At 74.2% G+C, this 22,360-nt stretch carries 25 protein-coding genes; 19 read left to right on the top strand and 6 right to left on the bottom strand.

The window, feature by feature from the left end; translation table 11 throughout:
• Positions 1 to 54 precede the first annotated feature (54 nt).
• Together GGQ55_RS25565 and GGQ55_RS25560 are read left to right on the top strand one after the other, a co-directional pair.
• Complete coding sequence (locus GGQ55_RS25565; protein WP_179721685.1) at positions 55 to 1,902, top strand: SpoIIE family protein phosphatase; 1,848 nt, start codon at positions 55 to 57, stop codon at positions 1,900 to 1,902.
• A 57-nt stretch (positions 1,903 to 1,959) separates the two neighbouring features.
• A complete protein-coding gene (locus GGQ55_RS25560; RefSeq protein WP_366490251.1) occupies positions 1,960 to 2,976 on the top strand; it encodes a DNA topoisomerase IB in 1,017 nt (338 codons plus the stop codon).
• A gap of 46 nt (positions 2,977 to 3,022) precedes the next feature.
• On the opposite strand, the gene GGQ55_RS25555 is transcribed toward GGQ55_RS25560, so the two are convergent.
• Both GGQ55_RS25555 and GGQ55_RS25550 read right to left on the bottom strand, forming a co-directional pair.
• Positions 3,023 to 3,421, bottom strand: coding sequence for an STAS domain-containing protein (locus GGQ55_RS25555; RefSeq protein WP_179721683.1), 399 nt, complete (start codon positions 3,419 to 3,421; stop codon positions 3,023 to 3,025).
• A 256-nt stretch (positions 3,422 to 3,677) separates the two neighbouring features.
• Positions 3,678 to 4,202 (bottom strand): hypothetical protein, encoded by a 525-nt coding sequence (locus GGQ55_RS25550; protein WP_179721681.1) that lies wholly within the window; start codon positions 4,200 to 4,202, stop codon positions 3,678 to 3,680.
• An 85-nt stretch (positions 4,203 to 4,287) separates the two neighbouring features.
• Between GGQ55_RS25550 and GGQ55_RS25545 the strand changes: the two genes are divergently transcribed.
• From GGQ55_RS25545 to GGQ55_RS25525, 5 genes are all read left to right on the top strand, one after another.
• Positions 4,288 to 4,830 carry a DUF1360 domain-containing protein gene (locus tag GGQ55_RS25545; RefSeq protein ID WP_179721679.1) on the top strand — a complete coding sequence of 181 codons (543 nt, stop codon included), beginning with the start codon at positions 4,288 to 4,290 and terminating at the stop codon, positions 4,828 to 4,830.
• Positions 4,831 to 5,027: 197 nt separating this feature from the next.
• On the top strand, positions 5,028 to 5,993 hold the full coding sequence (ku, locus tag GGQ55_RS25540) for a non-homologous end joining protein Ku (RefSeq protein WP_179721677.1): 966 nt from the start codon (positions 5,028 to 5,030) through the stop codon (positions 5,991 to 5,993).
• 22 nt (positions 5,994 to 6,015) lie between these two features.
• Positions 6,016 to 7,488, top strand: a complete 1,473-nt coding sequence (gene ligD, locus GGQ55_RS28680; RefSeq protein WP_179721675.1) for a non-homologous end-joining DNA ligase — start codon at positions 6,016 to 6,018, stop codon at positions 7,486 to 7,488.
• The gene (ligD, locus tag GGQ55_RS25530; protein ID WP_366490248.1) at positions 7,482 to 8,423 is read left to right on the top strand and encodes a non-homologous end-joining DNA ligase; all 942 of its coding nucleotides are present in this window, start codon (positions 7,482 to 7,484) and stop codon (positions 8,421 to 8,423) included. The genes ligD (GGQ55_RS28680) and ligD (GGQ55_RS25530) overlap by 7 nt, the downstream gene beginning before the upstream one ends.
• A gap of 163 nt (positions 8,424 to 8,586) precedes the next feature.
• The gene (locus tag GGQ55_RS25525; protein WP_179721673.1) at positions 8,587 to 9,165 is read left to right on the top strand and encodes a carboxymuconolactone decarboxylase family protein; all 579 of its coding nucleotides are present in this window, start codon (positions 8,587 to 8,589) and stop codon (positions 9,163 to 9,165) included.
• Here GGQ55_RS25525 and GGQ55_RS25520 read toward each other — a convergent pair whose 3' ends face one another.
• The gene (locus tag GGQ55_RS25520; protein ID WP_179721671.1) at positions 9,166 to 10,119 is read right to left on the bottom strand and encodes a proteasome assembly chaperone family protein; all 954 of its coding nucleotides are present in this window, start codon (positions 10,117 to 10,119) and stop codon (positions 9,166 to 9,168) included.
• A gap of 95 nt (positions 10,120 to 10,214) precedes the next feature.
• Positions 10,215 to 11,444: an AI-2E family transporter gene (locus GGQ55_RS25515; RefSeq protein WP_246323871.1), complete on the bottom strand. Its 1,230-nt coding sequence runs from the start codon at positions 11,442 to 11,444 to the stop codon at positions 10,215 to 10,217.
• 48 nt (positions 11,445 to 11,492) lie between these two features.
• Here GGQ55_RS25515 and GGQ55_RS25510 point away from each other — a divergent pair, with 48 nt between their 5' ends.
• The 11 genes from GGQ55_RS25510 to GGQ55_RS28675 all read left to right on the top strand — a co-directional run bounded on the left by GGQ55_RS25510 (position 11,493) and on the right by GGQ55_RS28675 (position 18,654).
• Entirely contained in the window at positions 11,493 to 11,960 is a 468-nt protein-coding gene (locus tag GGQ55_RS25510; RefSeq protein WP_179721667.1) for a PPOX class F420-dependent oxidoreductase, read from the top strand.
• Positions 11,961 to 11,998: 38 nt separating this feature from the next.
• Positions 11,999 to 12,586 carry a hypothetical protein gene (locus tag GGQ55_RS25505; protein WP_179721665.1) on the top strand — a complete coding sequence of 196 codons (588 nt, stop codon included), beginning with the start codon at positions 11,999 to 12,001 and terminating at the stop codon, positions 12,584 to 12,586.
• 7 nt (positions 12,587 to 12,593) lie between these two features.
• Positions 12,594 to 13,115 carry a hypothetical protein gene (locus GGQ55_RS25500; RefSeq protein ID WP_179721663.1) on the top strand — a complete coding sequence of 174 codons (522 nt, stop codon included), beginning with the start codon at positions 12,594 to 12,596 and terminating at the stop codon, positions 13,113 to 13,115.
• 70 nt (positions 13,116 to 13,185) lie between these two features.
• On the top strand, positions 13,186 to 13,731 hold the full coding sequence (locus GGQ55_RS25495) for a hypothetical protein (RefSeq protein ID WP_179721661.1): 546 nt from the start codon (positions 13,186 to 13,188) through the stop codon (positions 13,729 to 13,731).
• A 42-nt stretch (positions 13,732 to 13,773) separates the two neighbouring features.
• Positions 13,774 to 14,535 carry a dienelactone hydrolase family protein gene (locus GGQ55_RS25490; protein WP_179721659.1) on the top strand — a complete coding sequence of 254 codons (762 nt, stop codon included), beginning with the start codon at positions 13,774 to 13,776 and terminating at the stop codon, positions 14,533 to 14,535.
• A gap of 47 nt (positions 14,536 to 14,582) precedes the next feature.
• Positions 14,583 to 14,981, top strand: a complete 399-nt coding sequence (locus tag GGQ55_RS25485; RefSeq protein ID WP_179721658.1) for an ankyrin repeat domain-containing protein — start codon at positions 14,583 to 14,585, stop codon at positions 14,979 to 14,981.
• A gap of 21 nt (positions 14,982 to 15,002) precedes the next feature.
• A complete protein-coding gene (locus GGQ55_RS25480) occupies positions 15,003 to 16,406 on the top strand; it encodes an AI-2E family transporter (protein ID WP_246323870.1) in 1,404 nt (467 codons plus the stop codon).
• Positions 16,407 to 16,444: 38 nt separating this feature from the next.
• Entirely contained in the window at positions 16,445 to 16,708 is a 264-nt protein-coding gene (locus GGQ55_RS25475; RefSeq protein ID WP_179721656.1) for a DUF8836 family protein, read from the top strand.
• Between the two features lie 101 nt (positions 16,709 to 16,809).
• Complete coding sequence (fabG, locus tag GGQ55_RS25470; RefSeq protein ID WP_179721654.1) at positions 16,810 to 17,574, top strand: 3-oxoacyl-ACP reductase FabG; 765 nt, start codon at positions 16,810 to 16,812, stop codon at positions 17,572 to 17,574.
• An 86-nt stretch (positions 17,575 to 17,660) separates the two neighbouring features.
• Positions 17,661 to 18,275 carry an SGNH/GDSL hydrolase family protein gene (locus GGQ55_RS25465; protein ID WP_179721652.1) on the top strand — a complete coding sequence of 205 codons (615 nt, stop codon included), beginning with the start codon at positions 17,661 to 17,663 and terminating at the stop codon, positions 18,273 to 18,275.
• Between the two features lie 49 nt (positions 18,276 to 18,324).
• Positions 18,325 to 18,654, top strand: a complete 330-nt coding sequence (locus GGQ55_RS28675; protein ID WP_179721650.1) for a DUF6204 family protein — start codon at positions 18,325 to 18,327, stop codon at positions 18,652 to 18,654.
• 6 nt (positions 18,655 to 18,660) lie between these two features.
• Here the strand turns inward: GGQ55_RS28675 and GGQ55_RS25455 are convergent, their stop codons facing one another.
• Complete coding sequence (locus tag GGQ55_RS25455) at positions 18,661 to 19,086, bottom strand: hypothetical protein (protein WP_179721648.1); 426 nt, start codon at positions 19,084 to 19,086, stop codon at positions 18,661 to 18,663.
• Between the two features lie 48 nt (positions 19,087 to 19,134).
• Here GGQ55_RS25455 and GGQ55_RS25450 point away from each other — a divergent pair, with 48 nt between their 5' ends.
• A complete protein-coding gene (locus tag GGQ55_RS25450; protein ID WP_179721646.1) occupies positions 19,135 to 19,548 on the top strand; it encodes a VOC family protein in 414 nt (137 codons plus the stop codon).
• On the opposite strand, the gene GGQ55_RS25445 is transcribed toward GGQ55_RS25450, so the two are convergent.
• Positions 19,511 to 22,360 (bottom strand): FAD-binding and (Fe-S)-binding domain-containing protein, encoded by a 2,850-nt coding sequence (locus tag GGQ55_RS25445; protein WP_179721644.1) that lies wholly within the window; start codon positions 22,358 to 22,360, stop codon positions 19,511 to 19,513. The two genes, GGQ55_RS25450 and GGQ55_RS25445, sit on opposite strands and share 38 nt — an antisense overlap.

Raw genomic sequence — 22,360 nt, 5'->3', positions numbered from 1 at the left:
GTCCCGGGAGGGCGCGGTTGCCGACCATTGGCCGGTGCGGTTGTCTGGCCGCACATGAGCGCAAGTCCGGACGCCGCGTCCCCGACGTCCTCGACCGGGGACGTCGGTACCGCCGTCCTGGTCGAGGCGATGGAGGCTGCGCCGGCCGGGCTCTGGTACCTCACCGGCGACGCCGAACCGGTCTGGGCGAACGCCCGCGCACGCGCCTTCGGGACCCGGTCCGAGGAGCTGCCGGCCATCGGCGGGCACCGGGTGTCCGAGCTGGTCGCCACGGCGCTGCGCACCGGCCGGCCGGCCGGCGTGCACGGCACGCTCGGTGACGACGGGCCCCTCGCCAGCGCCGTCGTCCGCCCGCTGCGCACGGCCGGCGGCGTCGGGGTCCTGCTCGTCGTCGAGCTCGAGGACGCCGGCGGCCAGGAGCCGTGGCCCACCGGCGAGGCCGAGGTCGTCGACAAGGTGCAGACCAGCCTGCTGCCACCGTCCCTGCCGTTGCTGCCGGACGTGTGGCTCTCGGGCAGCTACCACCGGGCCAGCTCGGTGCGCGCCGCCGGCGGCGACTGGTACGACGCGGTGCCGCTGGGCGAGGGCCGGCTGGCGCTGGTGGTCGGCGACGCGGTCGGTCACGGCGTCCCGGCGGCCGGCGCCATGAGCCGGCTGCGCGGCGCCATGCGCTCCAGCGCCCTGCTGGACCCCTCGCCGGTGGCGGTGATCGAGGCGCTGGACGCCTTCGCCGGCCAGATGGAGGACGTCGAGGGCGCCTCCGTCTTCTACGCCGTGCTCGACGCCTCGACCGGGCGGCTCACCTACGCCGCGGCCGGGCACCCCGCCCCGCTGGTGGTCGGCACCGACGGTGCGGCGCGGTTCCTGCCGGTAGAGCCCCGGCCGCCGCTGGGCAGCGTCCCCGACGTCGTCACCCACGCCTCCGAGCAGCAGCTCGAGCAGGGCGCGACGCTCATCCTGTTCTCCGACGGTGCGGTGGTCGGCGCCGGCCGCAGCCCGGAGAACGGCCTGGCCCGGCTCGCCGAGGTGGCCGCGGACGTGCTCTCCGGCGACGGCGCCGAGATCGAGCCCTCGACCGAGCTGGCCGCGGCCGTGGCCGAGGGCGTGCGGACGCCGGGCGGCTGGAGCGACGACGTCGCCGTCCTCGTCGCCCACCGCCGCGAGAGCACCCTCGAGCCGGTGGTGCTCGACCTGCCGGCCGTGCCCTCGTCGCTGCCGGCGGTGCGCCGCCGGCTCAGCGGCTGGCTGGCCGGCCTCGGCATGGGCGAGCAGGACCGGGTCGGCGTGATGGTCGCCGTCGGTGAGGCCTGCGCCAACTCCGTCGAGCACGCCTACCGCGGGCAGGAGCCCGGCCGCATGTACCTGCGGGCGTGGGTGGACGTCGACGGCGTGCTCACCGTCAGCGTGCGCGACGAGGGGACCTGGCGGCCGCCGGACCGCGACCCCGGTGACCGCGGCCGCGGCCTGCTGATCATGCGGCAGATGGTCGACCGGGTGGTGCTCGAGGAGGAGCACGGGACGACGGTCACGCTGAGCATGCGGCTGCGCCGCAGCCCGGAGGTCGACGTCGAGCGGGCCGTCGCCGAGGCGCGCGCCACGGTGACCGTCGACCGGACCAGCGGTCCCTGCGCGGTGGTCCGGGTGAGCGGCGCGGTCGACCAGGTCAGCGCCGAGCTCATGCGCATCCGGCTGCTCGAGGCCAGCCACGGCGGGACCACGCGGGTGGAGCTGGACCTCACCGGGGTTACCACGTTCACCAGCGCCGGCGTCCGCGTCGTCCTCGCCATCACCCGCATCGCCCGCGACGAGGACTGGCGGCTGGTGGTGCACGCGCCGCAGGGCGGCGTCACCCGGCACATCCTGCAGATCAGCGGCCTGGGCGGCCTGGTCGACCTCCCCTGACGGGCGAACCGGCGCCGCGCCGGTTTGGGGAACGGTGTCGTTGCCCATCCAGTCGGCGTGAGACTCAAGCGCAGCGACGTGAGCGGCCCCGGCTGGCGGCGTCGCCGCGCGGGCAGGGGATTCGCCTACTACGACGAGGACGGCGCCCTGATCAAGGGCGACCGGGTCGACCGCATCCGCGCGCTGGCGATCCCGCCCGCCTGGCAGGACGTCTGGATCTGCCCCTGGCCCAACGGGCACATCCAGGCCACCGGCATCGACGCCGCCGGCCGCAAGCAGTACCGCTACCACGACCAGTGGCGGGCCCGGCGCGACGCGGCCAAGCACGAGCGGGTGCTGGAGATCGCCCACCAGCTGCCCGACGTCCGCGACGCCGTGATGGACGCGATCGACGGCGCCGGGCTGACCCGCGAACGCGTGCTGGCCTGCGCCGTCCGGCTGCTCGACCTGGGCGCCTTCCGCGTCGGCAGCGAGCAGTACGCCGAGGACAACGGCACCTACGGGCTGGCCACGCTGCGCCGCGACCACGTCCGGGTGCGCGGGGAGAAGGTGTTCTTCGCCTTCCCCGCCAAGGGCGGCAAGGACTGGGAGCTCGAGCTCAAGGACCTGCCGACGGCCGAGGTCGTCCGGGAGCTGCTCAAGCGGGACGACGACACCGGCGAGGACCTGCTCGGCTACTGGGTGGACGAGCCCGACGGCCGGCAGTGGCACGACGTGACCAGCACCGAGATCAACGCCTACCTGAAGGAGATCAGCGACGCGGAGATCACGGCGAAGGACTTCCGCACCTGGAACGCCACCGTGCACATGGCGGTCGCGCTGGCCGAGACGGCGCCGCCGACCTCGAAGACCGGGCGCAAGCGGGTGGTGAAGGCGGCCTACGACCGGGTGTCGGACACGCTGGGCAACACCCCGGCGGTGTGCAAGGCGTCCTACGTCGACCCGCGCGTGGTGGACCGCTTCGAGTCGGGGGAGACCATCGCCCCGGCGCTGAAGAAGGCGGCGAAGGCACCCGACGACCGGTCGGTGCAACGGGTGCTCGAGCAGGCGGTCTGCCGGATGCTCACGGGCTGAGAACGACGGAGGGCCCCGCCGCAGCGGGGCCCTCCGGTCGCGTCGTTCAGCTGGACGCGCTGTCGGCGATCGTGAACAGGTCGATCAGACCGGTCACCTCGAGCGGCCGGGTGACGGCGCGGGTGGTGGCGATCAGGCGCAGGCTCACGTCGCGCGAGCGGGCCGACTTCTGCGTCTCCACGAGCACGGCCAGCCCGGCCGAGCCCAGGAACTGCACCCCCGAGAGATCGATCACCAGTTCGCGCGGCGACTGCTCCAGCTGGCTGTCCAGAGAACTGCGCAGCACGGGAGCGGTGAAGGTGTCCACCTCACCGACGACCGTCACCGTGACCGTGCCGTCCTCACCGGTGGAGGTGGACAGGGTGATGACGTCGTCGAACGGCGCCTCGGCACCCTCGGCCGGCACGTCGTGCTGGCCCTCGGCGGGCAGGTCGGAAGTCGTCACGGACAGCAGCTCCTCTCGGCGGCAGTACCCGGCGGCGGTGCCGCGCGGATCAATCTACCGCTGCCCCGATCGGGAACGTCGCCGCCCCGACCGAGCCTGGTCCTCGTGCCGGGATGCGTCCCCCGGCCGAGACGGCTGCTTGCTCAACCGCGATCCCAACGTAGACAACCGAGTTGCCGGACGCCAAGCCGCCCCCGCAGGATCATCCGGGCGGACGACCCCGCGGGGGCTCAGGGGTGAATCGGTCTCGGACGGGTCAACCGTCCGTGACGTGGACCGCGGTCTCCTCCGGGCCCTCACCTCCGACCACGGGCTCGCGCGAGGCCTCGACGTCGTCGGCCGTGCGGTTGGTCCCCGAGTCGCTGTCCGGGGTCGTGTCGTAGTCCTGGTCGAGCTGGCCGAGGCCGCGGTCGGGGTCCTCGGCGGGGCGCACACCGGGCGCGTCGTCCGGGATCTCCTCCTCCAGCCGCTGGGACAGCGACTCGCCCTCCTGCTGCTCGCGCGCCGTCGTGCCGAAGCTCACGGTCTCGTGGCTGTCCCGGTCGCCCGGCTCGGGGGCGAACTCCGGGTCCTCCGACCGCTGCATGGTCGGGAAGTCGTCCTGGGAGACGTCCGGAATGCCGTTGTCCTCGGGGAACACGTCGCGCGCGGTCTGGCCCTCGGGCGCGGGCGCCGCCGTGCCGTCGTGGGTGCCGGTGAGGCCGCGCTCGTCGTCGGGGAAATCGGCGTCGTTCTGGGCGGAGTGGACGGCGCCGCGGTTGCTGGTGCCCGGATCTGTCATGAGGCCGCCCTACCCGCCGACTCCGCTCTCATGCGGGACCGATCTCACGGCATGCCCTGCGCAGAGCGGGGGTAGCGGCCTGCGCATGGCGATCACGGACGAGCTGCGCCGGTGGGCCCGCAGCCAGCAGCGGCAGTACGCCCACGGGGAGCCGCGACCGCTCGGCGGGCTGCTCGGGGCGATGGGCGTGTACTCGGCGGTGGTCGCCGCGGGAGCGGCCGCCGTCCGGGTGTCCGGCAAGCGGCTGCCCGACCGGATCCCGCTCGGGGACGCCGTCCTGCTGACCGTCGCGACCTTCCGGACGGCGCGCACCATCGCCAAGGACCCGGTCACCAGCCCCCTGCGCGCGCCGTTCACCACGTACGAGGGCACGTCGGGCGAGGCGGAGGTCGCCGAGGGGATCCGGGAGCACGGCGGCGTGAAGCACGCGATCGGCGAGCTCGTCACCTGCCCGTTCTGCCTCGCCCAGTGGGTCGCCAGCGCGTTGGCCTTCTCCTACGTCGCCGCGCCCCGGGCCACGCGGATGGCGGCGCTCACGATGACCGCGGTCGCGGGGGCCGACGTCCTGCAGTTCGTCTACGACGCGATCCAGAACGGCGCACTGGAAGGCGACGACGGGGGACAATGAGCGCGTTCCGTCCGGACCTCGCGCAGGCCGGGGCGGTCCACGCACCGTGACCCTCTTCCCCCGCGGGCGCGTCCCCCATCCGGGGGAGACCGGTGGCCGGTCGACCTGCCGCGGGCGCCCGCCCGCCCCTATCCTGCTGATCTTGGCCTGATGTCAGGCGCTGGCTCGGTCGGGAGCCGTTGGAGGGAAGGGGCGGCATGCGATCGATCTGGCGCGGGGCGGTGTCGTTCGGCCTGGTCAGCATCGGTGTGAAGCTGTACTCCGCCACCGAGGACAAGGACATCCGGTTCCACCAGGTGCACGCCACCGACGGCGGCCGGATCAAGTACCAGCGGGTCTGCTCCATCGACGGCGAGCCGGTCGAGTACTCCGAGATCGCCAAGGGCTACGAGCTGCCCGACGGGCAGCTGGTGATCCTCACCGACGAGGACTTCGACGAACTGCCGCTGTCGACCCGCCGCGAGATCGACGTGCTCGAGTTCGTCGAGGCCGACCAGATCGACCCGATCCACTTCGAGAAGACCTACTACCTGGAGCCCGACGGCCCGGCGACCCGCCCGTACGTGCTGCTGCGTGACGCGCTGGAGAACGCCGGCCAGGTGGCGATCACCAAGATCGCCCTGCGGCAGCGGGAGTCGCTGGCCGCGCTGCGCGTCCGCGACGGCGTGCTGGTGCTGCACACCATGCGCTGGCCCGACGAGATCCGGACGCCGGACTTCGGCTTCCTCGACGAGGACATCTCGGTGCGGCCGCAGGAGCTGCAGATGGCCGAGGCGCTGATCTCCTCGATGTCCGGCGAGTTCGACCCGGGTGAGTTCACCGACGACTACCGCGCCGCGATGGAGTCGCTGATCGAGGCGAAGACCACCGGCGGCGACGTGCAGCCGGTGCCCGAGGTGGCCGACACCGGCGCCGCCGTGGTCGACCTGATGAGCGCGCTGCGGGCGTCGGTGGAGCGGGCTCGCGGGGGCGACGCCAAGCCCGCCCCGGCGAAGAAGGCGGCCCCCACGGCGAAGGTGCCGGCCAAGAAGGCGGCCCCGGCCAAGAAGGCCGCTGCCGCCAAGAAGACGACCGCCGCCAAGAAGACCACGACGGCGAAGAAGACGACCGCCAAGAAGGCCGCCGCCGAGGCGCCGGCCAAGCGCGCCCGCCGCAGCGCCTGACGTGCCCGCGCAGTCCTGAGCTGTGCCCACCCGCCGTCCCCCGGGCGCCGACCCGCTCGCCGAGTACCGCCGCAAGCGGGATCCGGCGCGCACCGCGGAGCCCGTGCCGGCGGAGGGGCAGCCGCTGCCGCGGGGCGAGGACGACACCTTCGTCGTCCAGGAGCACCACACCCCGCGTGGCCGCGGTGAGCGGGTGCACTGGGACCTGCGGCTGGAGCGCGACGGCGTCCTGAAGAGCTGGGCGGTGCCGAAGTCACCGCCGCTCGAGCCGGGCGTGAACCGGCTGGCCGTGCCGACCGAGGACCACCCGCTGGAGTACGCCTCCTTCGCGGGCGAGATCGCCGCCGGCGAGTACGGCGGCGGGCACGTGACGATCTGGGACGCCGGGCGCTACGCGACCGAGAAGTGGGACGACCGGCACGTCATCGTGCACTTCGAGGGGCGCCGGCTGCACGGCCGCTACGTCCTGTTCCCGCTGTCGGACGGCACCTGGAACATCAAGCGGCTCGACCCGGCCGAGGCCCTCCTGCCCCCGCGGCTGGCCCGCGAGGACTTCACCCCGATGCTGGCCACCCCCGGCGAGCTCCCGGCTGACGACGACCGGTGGGGCTACGAGTTCAAGTGGGACGGCGTCCGCGCGGTGGCGTTCGTGACCGGCGGCCGGCTGCAGCTGCGCTCGCGCAAGGGCGACGACATCACCGTCCGCTATCCCGAGCTGCAGCGGCTGCCCGACACGCTGGCCGGGCACGACGTGGTCGTCGACGGCGAGGTCGTGGCCCTGGACGAGCAGGGCCGGCCGGACTTCGGCGCGCTGCAGAACCGGATGCACCGGACCGGTCCCGAGGTCCCGAAGATGGCGGCGGACAAGCCGGTCACCTACCTCGTGTTCGACCTGCTCGCGGTCGACGGCGAGGACCTGCTCGACCGCCCCTACGCCGAGCGCCGGGAGCGGCTGGAGGCGCTGGAGGCCAGCGGGCACCGCTGGGGGGCCACGCCGTGGTTCGCCGGGGGAGGGCGGACGATCGCCGCGGCGGGCCTCGAGAACGGGCTCGAGGGCGTCGTCGCCAAGCGGCTCGACTCGCCCTACCGGCCCGGGGTCCGCGGCCCGGAGTGGGTCAAGGTCAAGAACTTCCGCACCCAGTCGGTCGTCGTCGGCGGCTGGCGGCCGGGCAAGGGGCGGCGGGCCGGCGGGATCGGCTCGCTGCTGTTCGGCGTCCACGACGACGAGGGCCGGCTGGTCTACGCCGGCCACGTCGGCACCGGCTTCACCGACGCCCACCTGCGCGAGCTGAAGGGGCTGCTGCACCGCCGCACGACCTCGCCGTTCGACGGCACGCTGCCGCGCGAGGTCACCCGCGACGCGGTGTGGGTCGAGCCCGACCTCGTCGGGGAGGTCGCCTACGGGGTGTGGACGGCGGACGGCCGGCTGCGCCACCCTTCCTGGCGGGGGATCCGGGACGACCTGGACCCGGAGGACGTGGTGGTCGAGTGGTAGAGCAGCAGCGCCAGCGGGTGCGGGTCGACGGACGGCAGCTGACCGTCTCGAACCTGGACAAGGTCCTCTTCCCGGACGTCTCGTTCACCAAGGCCCAGGTGATCGACTACTACGTCCGCATCGCGCCGGTGCTGCTGCCGCACCTCTCCGGCCGGCCGGTCACCTTCACCCGCTGGCCGGACGGCGTCGAGGGCCAGGCGTTCTTCGAGAAGAACACCGCGCGGCACGCGCCGGACTGGGTGCGCCGGGTGACCGTGCCGAGCCCGGGCAGCTCCCGGGGCCGGGAGATGCTCGAGATGGTGCTGCTGGAGACCGTCGCGGACCTGGCCTGGGCGGCCAACCTCGCCGCGCTCGAGCTGCACGTGCCGCAGTGGCAGATCGGATCGAAGAAGCAGCCCGCGCTGCCCGACCTGCTGGTGCTCGACCTCGACCCCGGCCCGAACACCGGCATCTACGAGTGCTGCCTGGTCGCCGAGCGGCTGCGTGAGCGGCTGGTCCACGACGGGCTGGACCCGGTGGTGAAGACCTCCGGCTCGAAGGGCATGCAGGTCTACGCGCCGATCCGGGTCACCGACCGGGAGCACCCGAGCCGGTACGCCAAGCAGCTCGCCCAGGACCTGTCGGAGGAGACCCCCGACGAGGTGGTCTGGCGCATGGAGAAGGTGCTGCGGCCGGGCAAGGTGCTCGTCGACTGGAGCCAGAACAACCCCGCGAAGACGACGGTGGCGCCCTACTCGCTGCGCGCCCGCCCCGACGCGACCGTCTCCACGCCGCTGGGCTGGGACGAGGTCGAGGCGGTCGTCGACGGGGCCGATCCGGGTTCGCTGCGGTTCCGCACGGAGGCGGTGCTGGAGCGGGTCGAGGAGTACGGCGACCTGTTCGACGTCGCCGATCGGCAGCGCGCCACCCTGCCGGAGGCCGACCCCCGCGCCTGAGGCGAGCATCGCCTTGTCCGACCGGGGGCCTTCAGCACGCCGTAGACCGCCTGAGGAGGCAGGGATGGCTGAGCGTCCCGGGTCGGCGACAACCACCACCCCCTGGGTCGCCGTCGCGCACTGATCTACCGCGGCTCGTGCCGCCGACCTACGGTTCGGCGGCATGAGCTGGATCGGAGAACCTGGCCAGGACGACGGCGCGGTCGCGGCCGCCTACGACCGCGACCGCGCCACCCTCGGGTACGTCGCCAACTTCACGAAGACCTTCGCGCACCGGCCCGCCGTCTACGAGGCGTGGCGCGGGCTCAACGGCGCGATCAAGGCCTCCATGGACCCGCGCCGCTACGAGCTGGCCACGATGGCGGCCGCGCTGCGGCTCCGGTCGAGCTACTGCTCGCTGGCCCACGCCAAGGTGCTGGTCGAGCAGCTGGACGGCGCGGCCGCCCTCGCGGCGCTGCTCGACGGGCACGGGGGCCTCGACCCGGTGGAGCGCGCCGTCGTCCGGCTGGCCGACACGGTCGCCGCCGGTGCCGCGAGCATGACCGAGGGCGACCTCACCGAGCTCCGCGACCTGGGCCTCGACGAGGCGGAGATCCTCGACGTCGTCCTCGCCGCCGCGGCCCGGTGCTTCTTCAGCACCGTGCTCGACGCGACCGGCACCGAGCCGGACGCCGCCTTCCGGGCGTTCGCGCCGGAGTTCCGCGACGCCCTGACCGTCGGCCGGCCGATCGCGAGCGCCTGACTAATCCCGGGGGCGCTTGCGGTCCTGGTCGGCGAGGAACCGCTCGAACTCGCTGGCCAGGTCGTCGCCGCTGGGCAGCTCGCCGGACTCGCCGAGCAGGCCGTTCTCCTCACGGGCAGCGGTGAACGCGTCGAACTGCTGCTCCAGCGCGGCCACGACGGCGGTGTTCTCCGGCGACTGCGCGATCTGCTCGTCGATGTCGGTGCGGTTGGCCTCGGCGGCCTCCTGCAGCGACTCGGCGGGCAGGTGCAGGCCGGTCAGCCGCTGCGCGTGCTCGAGCAGGGTGACCGACGCGGCCGGGAAGGTCGCCTGGGTGAGGTAGTGCGGCACGTGCGCGGCCACGCCGGAGGCGTCGACACCGGCCTCGCCGAGCCGCATCTCCAGCAGCGCCGAGACGGTGCCGGGGATGCGCATCTCGCCCCAGTACACCGGATAGGACTCGATCAGCGCGCGGCGCGTGGCGTGCGCGGTCACGGTCACCGGGCGGGTGTGCGGCACAGGCATCGGGATCGCCTGCAGCGCGACCACCGATGTCACGCCGAGCCGCTGGACCAGCCCCAGGACGGCGTCGACGAAGCGGCCCCAGGCGTAGTCGGGCTCGCTGCCGTGCAGCAGCAGGAACGGCTCGCCGGCGTCGTCCTCGAGCGCGTACAGGTTGATCTCGGGCGGGGTGAAGGCGGTGTAGCGGTCACCCTCGAAGGTCATCCGCGGCCGGTGGGCGCGGTAGTCGACCAGGCTGTCGACGTCGAAGCGCGCGATCACCTGGTGCGGCAGGCTGGCCAGCAGGTGGGCGCCGGCGAGCGCCGCCGCGGACGCCGCGTCGAACTCCCCGGCCAGGTCGTGGAGCAGCACCAGTCCCCGGCGCTGCCCGGCCTCGGACACCGCGGACTCGCGGGCGAGGAACGGCTCGGCTTCGGGGAGGAGCTCCACGAGGTCCTCCGGTCGTTGCGGCACGCCTCGCACCCCCTTCGTTCGTCGGCGCCGGGAAGCCCCGGCGGCTGGTGCAGCCGCGTGGTGCGGTCCGGCATTCCCATCGTGCCCCGGCCGGGTCAGGCCGGCGCAGTGTCGTCCTGCTCGGTCACCAGGCGGCTGCCGTCGTCGTCCCCGACCACCTGCGCCTGGGTGCCGTCGTCGGCCACCTCGGGCTCCCGGTGGTCCAGCTGGTCGCGGACGTACCGGTAGATCACCGCGATCAGCGCCGCCACGGGCACCGACAGGAACGCGCCGGTGATGCCGGCGAGGCTGCCGCCCGCGGTCACGGCCAGGATGACCACGCCCGCGTGCAGGTTGAACCCGCGCCCCTGGATGATCGGCTGCAGCACGTTGCCCTCCAGCTGCTGCACCACCAGGACGATGATCAGGACGATCAGCGCCGTGGTGAACCCCTTGCTGACCAGGGCGATCAGGACGGCGAAGGCGCCCGCGACGAACGCACCGATGATCGGGATGAACGCGCCGAGGAAGGTGATCACGGCCAGCGGGATCACCAGCGGGACGCCGAGGATCAGCAGGCCGAGCCCGATGAACAGCGCGTCGATGAACCCGACGAAGGCCTGCTGGCGGATGAACTCCGACAGCGTCGACCAGGTCTTCTGCGACAGCGCGACCACGTGCGGCGCCGCCCGCGGGCCGGTCTGCGCGGCCAGCCACGGCGTCCACTTCGGGCCGTCCTTGATGAAGAAGAAGGCGAGCACCAGGGCCAGCACGAGGTTGATCAGCCCGTTGCCGATCGAGCTGACGGTGGTCAGCGCGTAGCCGGCGATGTCGGTCGCGTTCTCCTGGAGCCGGTTGATGATCGTGTCGACGGCGTTGCCGATCTGGTCCTCGCCGATGTTGAACGGCGGGCCCTGCAGCCACTTCTGCACGTCCTCGAGCGCCTGCACGGTCTGGTCGGCGAGCTGGCCGGCCTGGTCGGCGACCTGCGGGGCGATGAGCGCGATCAGCCCGCCGAACAGGGCGAGCGCGCCGACCAGCACCACCCCGGCCGCGAGCGCCGGCGGCCAGCCGTGGCGGCGCAGGAACCGGGTCGGCGGCCACAGCACCGTCGAGATGAGCAGCCCCAGGACGACGGGCAGCAGGACCACCCAGAACGTGCCGAGCACGTACCCGATCACGTAGACGGCGAGGGCGATGAGCACCAGCTCGCCGGAGGCGATCGCCAGCGTGCGGGTCGCCGCGCGGACCCGCCGGCCGCGGTCGGGCGACGGGGCCGGTGCCTCCGTGGGCTCCTGGGTCGTCGTCTCCTCCGCGGTCCCGCGATCGGAACGGGGCAGCCTCATGCGCATGATCACAACACACCTGTCGGTGGCGCACCGTAGCGTCGAGGCATGCCGAGAGCCGCCACCGCCGACCGGGTCGACCGCGATGCCCTGCTCGATTTCCTCCGACCGCGGCACCGGGCGGTGCTGGTGACCCGGCGGGCGAGCGGCGGCCCGCAGCTCTCGCCGGTGACGTTCGGCCTGGACGGCGAGGGGCGGGTCGTCGTGTCGACCTACCCGCAGCGCGCGAAGGTGGCCAACGCCCGGCGTGACCCCGCCGTGTCGCTGTGCGTGCTCTCCGACGGGTGGGACGACCCGTGGGTGCAGCTCGACGGGGAGGCGGAGGTGCTCGACCTGCCCGAGGCGCTCGAGCCGCTGGTCGAGTACTTCCGCGGCATCAGCGGCGAGCACCCCGACTGGGACGAGTACCGGGCGGCCATGGTCCCGCAGGGCAAGTCGCTGCTGCGGATCACGATCACGGGCTGGGGGCCGATCGCGACCGGCGGCTTCCCGCCCGAGGTGATCGACAAGCTCTGAGCCTTGCTTCGAGCAGAGAAAGGTGCCAGGCTTGCGCGGTGCCGTACGTGCTGACCGTCGACCAGCGGGCCAGCCGCCGGAGCCCGGACCGGGTCGCCGACGCGCTGCGCCTGCTCGAGGGCAGCGTGCCGGTGCTGCTCGGCTTCGAACGCACCGCGGGCGACGAGTTCCAGGGCGTCCTGGGCGACCCTGCCGACGTCGTGGACGTGGCTCTGCGGCTGGTCCGGATGGGTGGCTGGAGCATCGGCGTGGGCGCGGGCCCGGTGCAGACGCCGCTGCCGGAGAGCACGCGGGCCGGTGCCGGTCCGGCCTTCCTCGCCGCGCGGCGGGCGGTCGACGCGGCCAAGCAGCGCCCCTTCCGGCTGGCCGTGCGCGGGGCTGTCCTCCTGGAGGCGGCCGACGCGCAGGCGGTGCTGAGCGCGCTCGCCGGGCTGGTGGACCGGCGCAGCGAGCAGGCGTGGGAGGCGATCGAGCTGGTCGACCAGGGGCGGACGCAGTCCGACGCGGCCACCGCTCTCGGCATCTCGCGTCAGGCGGTGGGCCAGCGGCTGGCCGCCGGCATGTGGGAGCTGGAGAAGGAGCTGCGCCCGACGGCGGCGCGGCTGCTCGCGCGGGCGGCCGGATGAGCGTGCCGTGACCGTCGCCGTCCTGGTCCTGCTGGCGCTGACCGCCGGCGGAGGGCTGGCGCTCATGGTGCTCGACGAGCGGCTGCGGCCGGCCTGGGCGGCGCTCACGCTGGTCGTCCCGCTGGGCATCGCCGCCGTCCTGGCCTGGGCGGCCGGCCCGGTCTCCGGCGGGTGGCTGCAGGCGGTGCTGCTGCTGGCCGTGGCCGCCGCGGTGAGCGCCGGCGGCCCGGTGGCGACCGCGGTGCTGCGCTCGGCCGATCCGACGTCGGCGTCGGTCGCCGGCGGTCCGAGCGATCCGGAGGTGCTGCGCGGCGGGGCCTGGATCGGGGTGCTCGAGCGGGTCGCCATCGCCGGCACCCTGCTCGCGGGCTGGCCGGAGGGGCTGGCCGTCGTCCTGGCGGTGAAGGGCCTCGGCCGGTTCGCGGAGCTTCGGGCCCCGGCGGCCGCGGAGCGCTTCATCCTCGGCACGCTGGCCAGCGCGCTGTGGGCGGTGGGCTGCGTCGGCGTCGTCGTGCTGCTGCGCCGCTGAGCGGTTGGGCTCCCGGGACGGCGGGAAGGAGGACAGGGCTCGACGTCCGTCGACCTCACCTGGAGGCCCTGTGTCCGAGTCGCCCGCCGCCGGCGGCATCCGCAATCCCGACCTCCTGGGCATCTACGTCAACGACCACCTGATGGCCGCGACCGGCGGGGTCGAGCTGGTCGGCCGCATGCTCCAGACGCACCGCGGCAAGCCCTTCGAGCCGCACCTGGAGCGGCTGCTCGGCGAGCTGCGCGAGGAGAAGGGGGCGCTGCTGTCGACGATGAAGGCGCTCGGCATCCCGGTGCGCCAGTACAAGCAGGTGGCAACCTGGCTGGGGGAGAAGATCTCCCGGCTGAAGCTCAACGGCCGGCTGCTGTCCCGCTCGCCGCTGTCGGACCTCATCGAGTTCGAGTTCATCTCGACCGCCGTGCTCGGCAAGCGGGCCGGGTTCGAGACGCTGCGCGAGGTCGCCGAGGTCGACGACCGGATCGACAAGGAGCTGCTCGAGCGGCTCATCCGGCAGGCCGACCAGCAGCACGAGTGGCTCTCCGAGGCGCGCCGGCAGGTGGCCGCGCGGGTGTTCGGCGGCCGGTCCGAGCCGGCCAGCGAGGTCGCCGGCGGCTGACCCGGGGGCGCGGACCGGCGCGACCGGCGGTAGAACGTCGGCATGTGCCACGACCACGACAGCCGCCCGCCCGCCCCGCCCCGGTCCGGAGACGTCGCCGAACGAGGCACGCTGACGCTGACCTCCGCCGACGGCACCCCGTTCTCCGCCGCGTACGCCGCGCCGGCGGGGGAGGCGAGGGTGGGGGTCGTGGTGCTGCCCGACATCCGCGGGCTGCACCCGTACTACGTGGCGCTCGCCGAGCGGTTCGCCGAGGCCGGGCTGGCCGCGGTGGCGATCGACTACTTCGGGCGGACGGCGGGGCTGGCCGGCGGCGAGACCGGCTCGGGCGTCCGCGAGGCCGACTTCGACTGGCAGAGCCACATCCCGCAGACCAGGCCGGAGTCGATCGACGCCGACATCGCCGCGGCCATCACCTATCTGCGCGGGCGGACGGGGCCCGATCTCCCGGTGCTCACGGTCGGGTTCTGCTTCGGCGGCAGCCACTCGTGGCGGCAGTCCGGCGGCGACCTCGACCTGGCCGCGTGCGCGGGCTTCTACGGCCGCCCGGCCATGGTCGGGGACGCGGCCCAGCACGCCCGCAAGCCGACGCTCATGCTCATCGCCGGCGCCGACCAGGCCACCCCGGTCGAGGACCAGCTCGCGCTGGCCGAGACGATGCGGTCGGGCGGCGCCGAGGTCGAGACCGCGGTCTACGACGGCGCCCCGCACTCCTTCTTCGACCGGTCCTTCGGCGAGTGGGAGGAGGCCTGCGCCGACGCGTGGCGGCGGATGCTCGCGCTGGCCGACCGCGTCGGCCGCTGAGACCGGGTGAGCTGCCCGCGAGAGGCGTTGCTCCTAGGCTGCCAAGGGTGAACGAGCCCATCGACCCGGGTGTGATCGAGCTGGCCGGTCGCGTCTTCGACCTGGCGCGCGCGGGCGCCACCGAGGAGCTGGTCGGCTACGTCGATGCCGGCGTGCCGGCGAACCTGACCAACGACAAGGGCGACACCCTGCTGATCCTGGCCGCCTACCACGCCCACGCGGACACGGTGGCGGCGCTGCTCGAGCGGAGGGCCGACCACGGGCGGGTCAACGACCGGGGGCAGACGGCGCTGGCCGCGGCCGTCTTCCGGCAGTCGTCCGAGGCGGTGCGGCGGTTGCTCGACGCCGGTGCCGACCCGGACGCCGGTGGGCAGAGCGCTCGGCTGACCGCGCAGTTCTTCGACCTGCCGGCCATGACCGAGCTGTTGGACGCCGCTCGTCGCTGACGGCAGGTACGAGGGGGGAGCATGGTCGCGCAGCCGAACCTGCCCGGCCGCCGGCTGACGCCGGGGCACGAGGCGTCCGCGGCGTCGTCCCGGCCGGTCCCGAGCGCCGAGCCGTCGGTCGAGCCGGAGGAAGAGCCGGCGAGCGTCGCCGACGTCGCCGACGCCGCCGAGGAGACCGCGCAGGCCGAGGGCACGCCGGTGCCGGACGCCCCCCTCGCGCCGTCGTCGTCCGGCGGGCTGCCCCGCTGGCTGCTGCTCCTGCTGGGCGGGGCCTCCGCGACGGTCGCCGTCGCCGGGCTCCGCGAGATCTCCTGGCTGGTCGCGCCCGTCCTGCTCGCGCTGGTGGTGGTCATCGCCCTGGCCCCGGTGCAGACGTGGCTGATGCGGGCCGGCTGGCCGCGGTGGGCGAGCGCCACCGTGCTGCTGGTGCTGGTCTGGACGGTGCTGCTCGGCTTCGTCGGGCTGCTCGTGCTCTCCGTCGCCCAGCTGGCCGCGCTGCTGCCCGACTACGCCGATCGTGCCGAAGTGCTGATCAACGGTGTCGTGCGGGACCTGAACAACGCCGGCGTGGTCAGCGGGCAGCTCTCCGACCTGGTGAACAACATCGACTACAGCCAGCTGGTCGGCGTGGCCACCGGGCTGCTGAGCCGGCTCACCGACGCCGCCACGACGCTGCTGCTCCTGCTCTCGGCGCTGGTGTTCCTCGCGATCGAGTCCGGCGGGTTCGGCCGGCGGCTGGCCCTCGTCGCCGCGGAGCGGCCGCACCTGCCGATCGCGCTCGGGCTGTTCGCCCGGGGCACCCGCAGCTACCTGCTGGTGAGCACGGTCTTCGGCGCGATCGTCGCCATCGGCGACGCGATCGGGCTGGCGCTGCTCGGTGTGCCGGCCGCCGTCCTGTGGGGCGTGCTGTCGTTCATCACCAACTACGTGCCCAACATCGGCTTCGTCCTCGGGCTCATCCCGCCCGCGCTGCTCGGCCTGCTCGCCGGCGGCTGGGGCGAGCTGATCGCGATCGTCGTCCTGTACAGCGTGCTCAACTTCGTGGTCCAGACGCTGATCCAGCCGCGGTTCGTCGGGGGACTCGGTCGGGCTGTCGATGACGGTCACGTTCGTCGCGCTGCTGTTCTGGGGCTGGGTCATGGGGGCGCTCGGCGCGCTGCTCGCCATCCCGCTGACGCTCCTGGTCAAGGCCCTGCTGGTGGACGTCGACCCGCGCGGGCACTGGCTGGACGTCCTGCTGCGCGAGGAGCCACGGGCGCCCCGGACCTCCCGCGCGCGCAAGCGGGCGCACGCCCGGCGGGCCGCGCTGGCGTCGGTGCGCTCGCTGCCCCACCCGCACCGCCGTCCGCACTCCGACTGACCCCTCGACACGCGGCGCGAGCTGCGGAAACGGAATGTCGTACCCCCTCCGTACGTTGTCGGTAGGTCGGGTGAACCGCCCGGCAGCCGAGGAGGAGAGAGCCATGCGAGGCGACCGAGTGGAGGTCGTCATCGACGCCGGTGACGACACCCGTACCTACGAGATCGAGGCCACCCGAGCGGGCCGCCGGGTGGAGATCACCCACGGCCGAGGGCTGGTCGAGGTCACCGAGACCACCCGCGGCGGCACCAAGGTCCGCACCGCGCGGTTCATGGCCAACCGGGTGCTGGCCCTGGTCGAGCACCCGGCGTCGCAGGAGCCGTTGCCGGACGACGCCGCGGTGACCCAGCTGCGCCAGCCCGCCTGAGGTTCGGTGCGCCGCGCCCGTACCGTGTCGGGGGAAGGGCGCGGCCACGCGGGGCGATCGAGCCGCCGGCGGCCGCCTATCTGCGTGAAGGGATCGTGTTGATGAGCGAGGCAGGTACGGCCCGGGTGGCCGTCGTGACCGGGGCGGCGCGCGGCATCGGCGCCGCGACGGCGATCCGGCTGGCCCAGGACGGGTTCGCCGTCGCCGTCCTGGACCTCGACGAGGCCCAGGCCAAGGGCACGGTCGAGGCGATCGAGGCCGCAGGCGGCAAGGCCCTGGCCGTGGGCGCCGACGTGAGCGACCCCGAGCAGGTCGCCGCCGCGGTCGAGCGCATCGCCGAGGAGCTCGGCGGGCCGACCGTGCTGGTCAACAACGCGGGCGTCACCCGCGACAACATGCTGTTCAAGATGACCGAGTCCGACTGGGACACGGTCATGAACGTCCACCTGCGCGGCGCCTTCCTGATGACCCGCGCGGTGCAGAAGTACATGACCGAGGCGAAGTTCGGCCGGATCGTGAGCCTGTCCAGCGTCTCGGCGCTGGGCAACCGCGGCCAGGCCAACTACTCCACCGCCAAGGCCGGTCTGCAGGGCTTCACCAAGACCGTCGCGATCGAGCTGGGCAAGTTCGGCGTCACCGCCAACGCGATCGCTCCGGGCTTCATCCAGACCGAGATGACCAAGGCGACCGCCGAGCGCATGGGCATCCCGTTCGACGACTTCATCAAGGGCGCTGCCTCGCAGATCCCGGTGCAGCGCGTCGGCCAGCCCGAGGACATCGCGCACCTGGTCTCGTTCCTGGTGAGCGAGGGCGCGGGCTTCGTGTCCGGCCAGGTGATCTACGCGGCCGGCGGCCCGCGCGCCTGAACCGCTGAGGGGGCCCGGACGACGCGACGTCGTCCAGGCCCCCTTCGCGTGTCGGTGCAGCGTTTTCTGTGGGGTAATGGGAAGGCGTGGCAGGTCTTCGTCTCGCGGTCCTCGGCGACTCCATCGGCTACGGGCAGGGCGCCCGGCATCCCGACGACCGGCTCGGTCCGCGGCTGGCCGACGTCCTGACCGCCGAGGGCTTCGCCGTCGAGCTGCACGTGCTCGCGGTGCCGCGGTCGACCTCCGCCGATCTGGCCGCGCAGGTGCGCCGGGCCGCGCCGCTCGGCATCGACCTGGCCGTCGTGGTCGTCGGCGCGAACGACCTGGCCCGCTTCGTGCCACCCGCCGAGGCCGCCCGGCAGCTGGCCGGCGCGGTGGCCGGGCTCCAGGCGGCCGGCACCGACGTCGTGGTGGTGCCGGCGCCGGACATGTCCGTGGTGCCGTTCGTGCCGCCGGCCTTCCGTGCGCTGGTGCAGGGCGCGTGCTCGATCCTGCAGCGCCAGCAGGAAGAGGTCGCCGGGGCCGCCGGCGTGGGGTTCGCCGACATCGGGCCTGCGGTGGGCGCGGCGTTCGCCGGCGACCCGGCGCTGTTCTCCGCCGACCGCTTCCACCCCTCGTCGGCCGGCTACGCGCTCATCGCCCGGGCGCTGGCCCCGCACGTCGTCGCGGCGGCCCGCGCCCGCCGCGACGCCGCCGCCTGAGCCGAAACCCGGTCGCCCGTTACGCGTCCGGCGGCTAGCGTCGCTCGCCGTGTCCGAACGCACCTACCGCGTCATCGTCCGCGGCGTCTTCGACGGTCTCGACGACGCCCAGCGCACCCGGCTGCGCGCCGAGGCCGCCGCCCACGACCTGTTCGTCTCGTCGTTCACCGAGGAGGGCACCCTCTCCTACGACGAGAAGCTGGCCGCGTTCTCCCACCGCGTGCTCGTTCGCGTCGAGGCCGGCCCCGGCGAGGAGGACGACGCGCACACCGCCGGCGAGCTCGCGGCCATGACCTACCTGGACGCCGCCGGGCTCGGCTACCGGAACCTGCGCTCCTCGGTGACCTGCGTGGACGACGTCAAGATCCGTCGCCGCTGAGCACGGTCAGAGGACCGGGGTCTCGTGGCCGTCGTCGGTCAGGTCGGTGACGGCGTGCTCGATCGCGAGGAAGCGGAACTCCTCGGGCGCCGGCCACTCCGCGGACCCGGCGACCGGCTTCGGCCGCGGCCGGCGCGGCACCGTGGCGCCCGCGCCGCCGCCACGACCGCGGTAGACCAGCAGACCGCTGACCCGGTCGGGCACGGCGTCCAGCGAGGCGACGACGGCGGGCAGCGCGCGGTAGCGCTCCAGCACCTCGTCGTCGGGGAAGACCAGTTCCAGGACGACGCCCCACCGGGTCTCGTGCCACTCCCAGTAGAGCGCGCCGTGCGTGATCGCGGCCTCGACGAGGTCGTTGCCGTGGGCGTGCTGCCAGAGCGACGCCGGGAACCCCTCGGCGTCGAGCACCTCGATCGTGAGCCACTCGGCCACGTCCCCACGGTAGATCCGCCTGCCCGTCCCGGTCCAGACTGCGGAGCCATGAGCGACCGACGCGTGCGCCAGCTCCGGCTGGTCGTCGAGGCCGAGGACTACGAGGCGGCCGTCCGGTTCTACCGCGACGTCCTCGGGCTGCCCGTCGAGGACGCCTTCGAGGCGCCGGGCGGCGCGCACGTGACGATCCTCGACGCCGGCCGGGCCACGCTCGAGCTCGCCAACCCGGCGCAGAAGCGCTACATCGACGAGGTCGAGGTCGGCCGCCCGGTCGCCCCGCGCATGCGGGTCGCGTTCGAGGTCGACGACGCGCAGCGGGTCACCGACGACCTCGTCCAGGCCGGCGCGGACGTCGTCGCGCCGCCCACCGAGACGCCCTGGCGCTCGCTGAACGCCCGGCTGGACGCGCCCGCCGGGCTGCACGTCACCGTCTTCCAGGAACTCGATCCGCCGCCGGCGTGAGACGGGCCGCCAGCAGCTCGGCCAGGTGCTGGCCCTGCCGTTCGGCGAGCTGGTCGAGCTGGGTGCGGCAGGAGAACCCGTCGGCCAGGACGACGGCGTCGGGGGAGAGGTTCCGGACGGCGGGCAGCAGCTGCTGCTCGGCGATCGTCACCGAGACGTCGTGGTGCCCGCGCTCGACGCCCCAGTTGCCGGCCAGCCCGCAGCAGCCGCCGAGGCGGGTCACCGTGGCCCCGGCCTGCCGCAGCAGCGTCTCGTCGGCCGACCAGCCGAGCACCGAGGCGTGGTGGCAGTGCGGCTGCGCGACCACCTCGAGCCCCTCCAGGGACGGCGGCGTCCACCCCGGCGTCGACACGAGCAGCTCGGCCAGCGTCCGGGTCGCCGCCTTGACCCGCGCCGCCGCGGGATCGGCGAGCAGCTCCACCGCCTCGCCGCGGAGCACGGCGGTGCACGACGGCTCCACGCCGACGATCGGGACGCCGGCGTCGGCCAGCGGCGCGAGGGCGCGCACGGTGGTCCCCAGGATCTTCCGCGCCGCGTCGAGCTGGCCGGTGGTGATCCAGGTCAGCCCGCAGCACGTCTCGTCACCGGGCACCTCGACCCGGTAACCGGCGTCCTCCAGCACCGCCACGGCCGCCCACGCCACCGAGGGGGCGAAGTGGTCGGTGAACGAGTCCACCCAGAGCGCCACCCGCGGGGCGTCGGAGACGGAGGAGAGCCGGGCCGCCCACTGCGCGCGGAACGTCCGGACGGCGAACGGCGGCAGCTCGCGCCGCTGGTCCATGCCCGCCGACCACTTGGCCACGGCCCCGCCGAGCTTCGAGCCCATGACGGCGTTGGCCAGCCGCGGTACCCGCGCCGCCAGGTCGGCCCACCGGGGCAGCTGCCCCAGCGTGTAGTGCGGGCGCGGCCGCAGCCGGCGCTTGTACGACTGGTGCAGCACCTCGGCCTTGTACGTGGCCATGTCGATGCCGGTCGGGCAGTCCCGCGAGCAGCCCTTGCACGACAGGCACAGGTCGAGCGCCTCGTGCACCTCCGGCGCGCGCCAGTCCCGCACCGGTCCACCCGGAGCGAGCATCTCCTGCAGCACCCGGGCGCGTCCCCGGGTGGAGTCCTTCTCGTCGCGGGTGGCCGGCCACGACGGGCACATCACCCCGCCGGTGGCGTGCAGGTCGGCCCGGCACTTGCCGACACCCGTGCAGCGGTGCACGGCGGCGGAGAAGTCGCCGCCGTCGTGCTCGTAGGCGAACGCCAACCCACGGGTGAGCCGCGGTGCCGCGGCGACCCGCACCACGTCGTCGAAGCGCGCCGGCCGGACCAGCACGCCCGGGTTGAGCACGTCGTCGGGATCGAAGAGCCCCTTGACCCGCTCGAACAGCGAGATCGCGGTGGGGGAGTACATCGTCGGCAGCAGCTCGCTGCGGGCCCGGCCGTCGCCGTGCTCGCCGGAGATCGACCCGCCGTAGCCGGCGACCAGCCGGGCGGCGTCCTCGATGAACGACCGGTACGCCCGACGACCGCCGTCGGACCCCTGCCCGAACGGGAAGTCGATCCGCACGTGCACGCAGCCGTCGCCGAAGTGCCCGTAGGGCACCCCCTGCAGCCCGTGCTCGACGAGCAGCCCCTCGAACGTGCGCAGGTAGGAGCCCAGCTGCTCGGCCGGGACGGCGGCGTCCTCCCACCCGGCGTGCGCCGGCCGCCCGTCGGAGGTGCGGTTGGCCAGGCCCGCGCCGTCCTCGCGGATCCGCCAGATCGCCGCGGCGTGCGCGACGTCGGTGACCACCATCGTGTCGACCGCACCCGAGTCGGCCAGCACCCCGCGCGCCTTGCCCTCGACCTCGGCCACCGTGTCGCCGGTCAGCTCCACGATCAGCCAGCCCTCGCCGCGGGGCAGGTCGGGCACCACCGCGGCCGGGACGTCGCGCAGCCGCTGCACGATCCGCGCGTCGAGCCCCTCGACCGCGGTGGGCCCGTGGGGGAGCAGCCCTGGCGTGGCGTCGGCGGCGTCGGCCATCGTGGGGTAGCCCAGGACGACGAGCCCGCGCACCGGCGCGTCGGCCACCAGCCGCACCGTCGCGCCGAGCACCAGCGCCAGCGTCCCCTCGCTGCCGACCAGCGCCCGGGCGACGTCGAAGCCGCGCTCGGGCAGCAGGTGCTCCAGCGAGTAGCCCGACACCTGCCGGCCGAAGCGGCCCAGCTCGGTGCGGATCGTCGCCAGCTCCCCGTCGACCAGGCGGCGGAGGTCGTCCAGCACAGCGGCAGAAGTCGCGACTTCTGCCCCCAGGGCGAGGCGCTGCCCGCCGCCGGTGAGGACGTCGAGCGCGACGACGTTGTCCGACGTCCGGCCGTAGCCCAGCGCGCGCGAGCCGCAGGCGTTGTTGCCGATCATCCCGCCGACGGTGCAGCGGTTGTGCGTGCTCGGGTCGGGCCCGAAGCGCAGCCCGTAGGGCTTCGCGGCCGCCTGCAGCGAGGCCTGCACGACACCGGGGTCGATCACCGCGGTGCGGGCCTCGGCGTCGATCCGGTGCACCCCGGTCAGGTGCCGGCTGGTGTCCAGGACGACGCCGGGGCCGACGGCGTTGCCGGCGATCGACGTCCCCGCCCCGCGCACGGTGAGCGGGACGCCGAGCTCCCGGCAGACCGACAGCGCCGCGACGATCTCGTCGGGGTGCCGCGGGCGGACCACCGCGCGGGGGAGCACCCGGTAGAGCGAGGCGTCGGAGGAGTACAGCGCGCGGGCCAGGCCGGAGTCGTCGACGTCGTCCAGCCCGGCCCGGCGCAGTGCCTCCAGGAGATCGGAGTCGGCAGCGCTCAC

Origin of the sequence: Petropleomorpha daqingensis, from assembly GCF_013408985.1 — a bacterium.
GTDB classification, from domain to species: domain Bacteria; phylum Actinomycetota; class Actinomycetes; order Mycobacteriales; family Geodermatophilaceae; genus Petropleomorpha; species Petropleomorpha daqingensis.
Note: the sequence above shows the minus strand (reverse complement) of the source record. Positions and strands in the feature narration are given on the sequence as shown.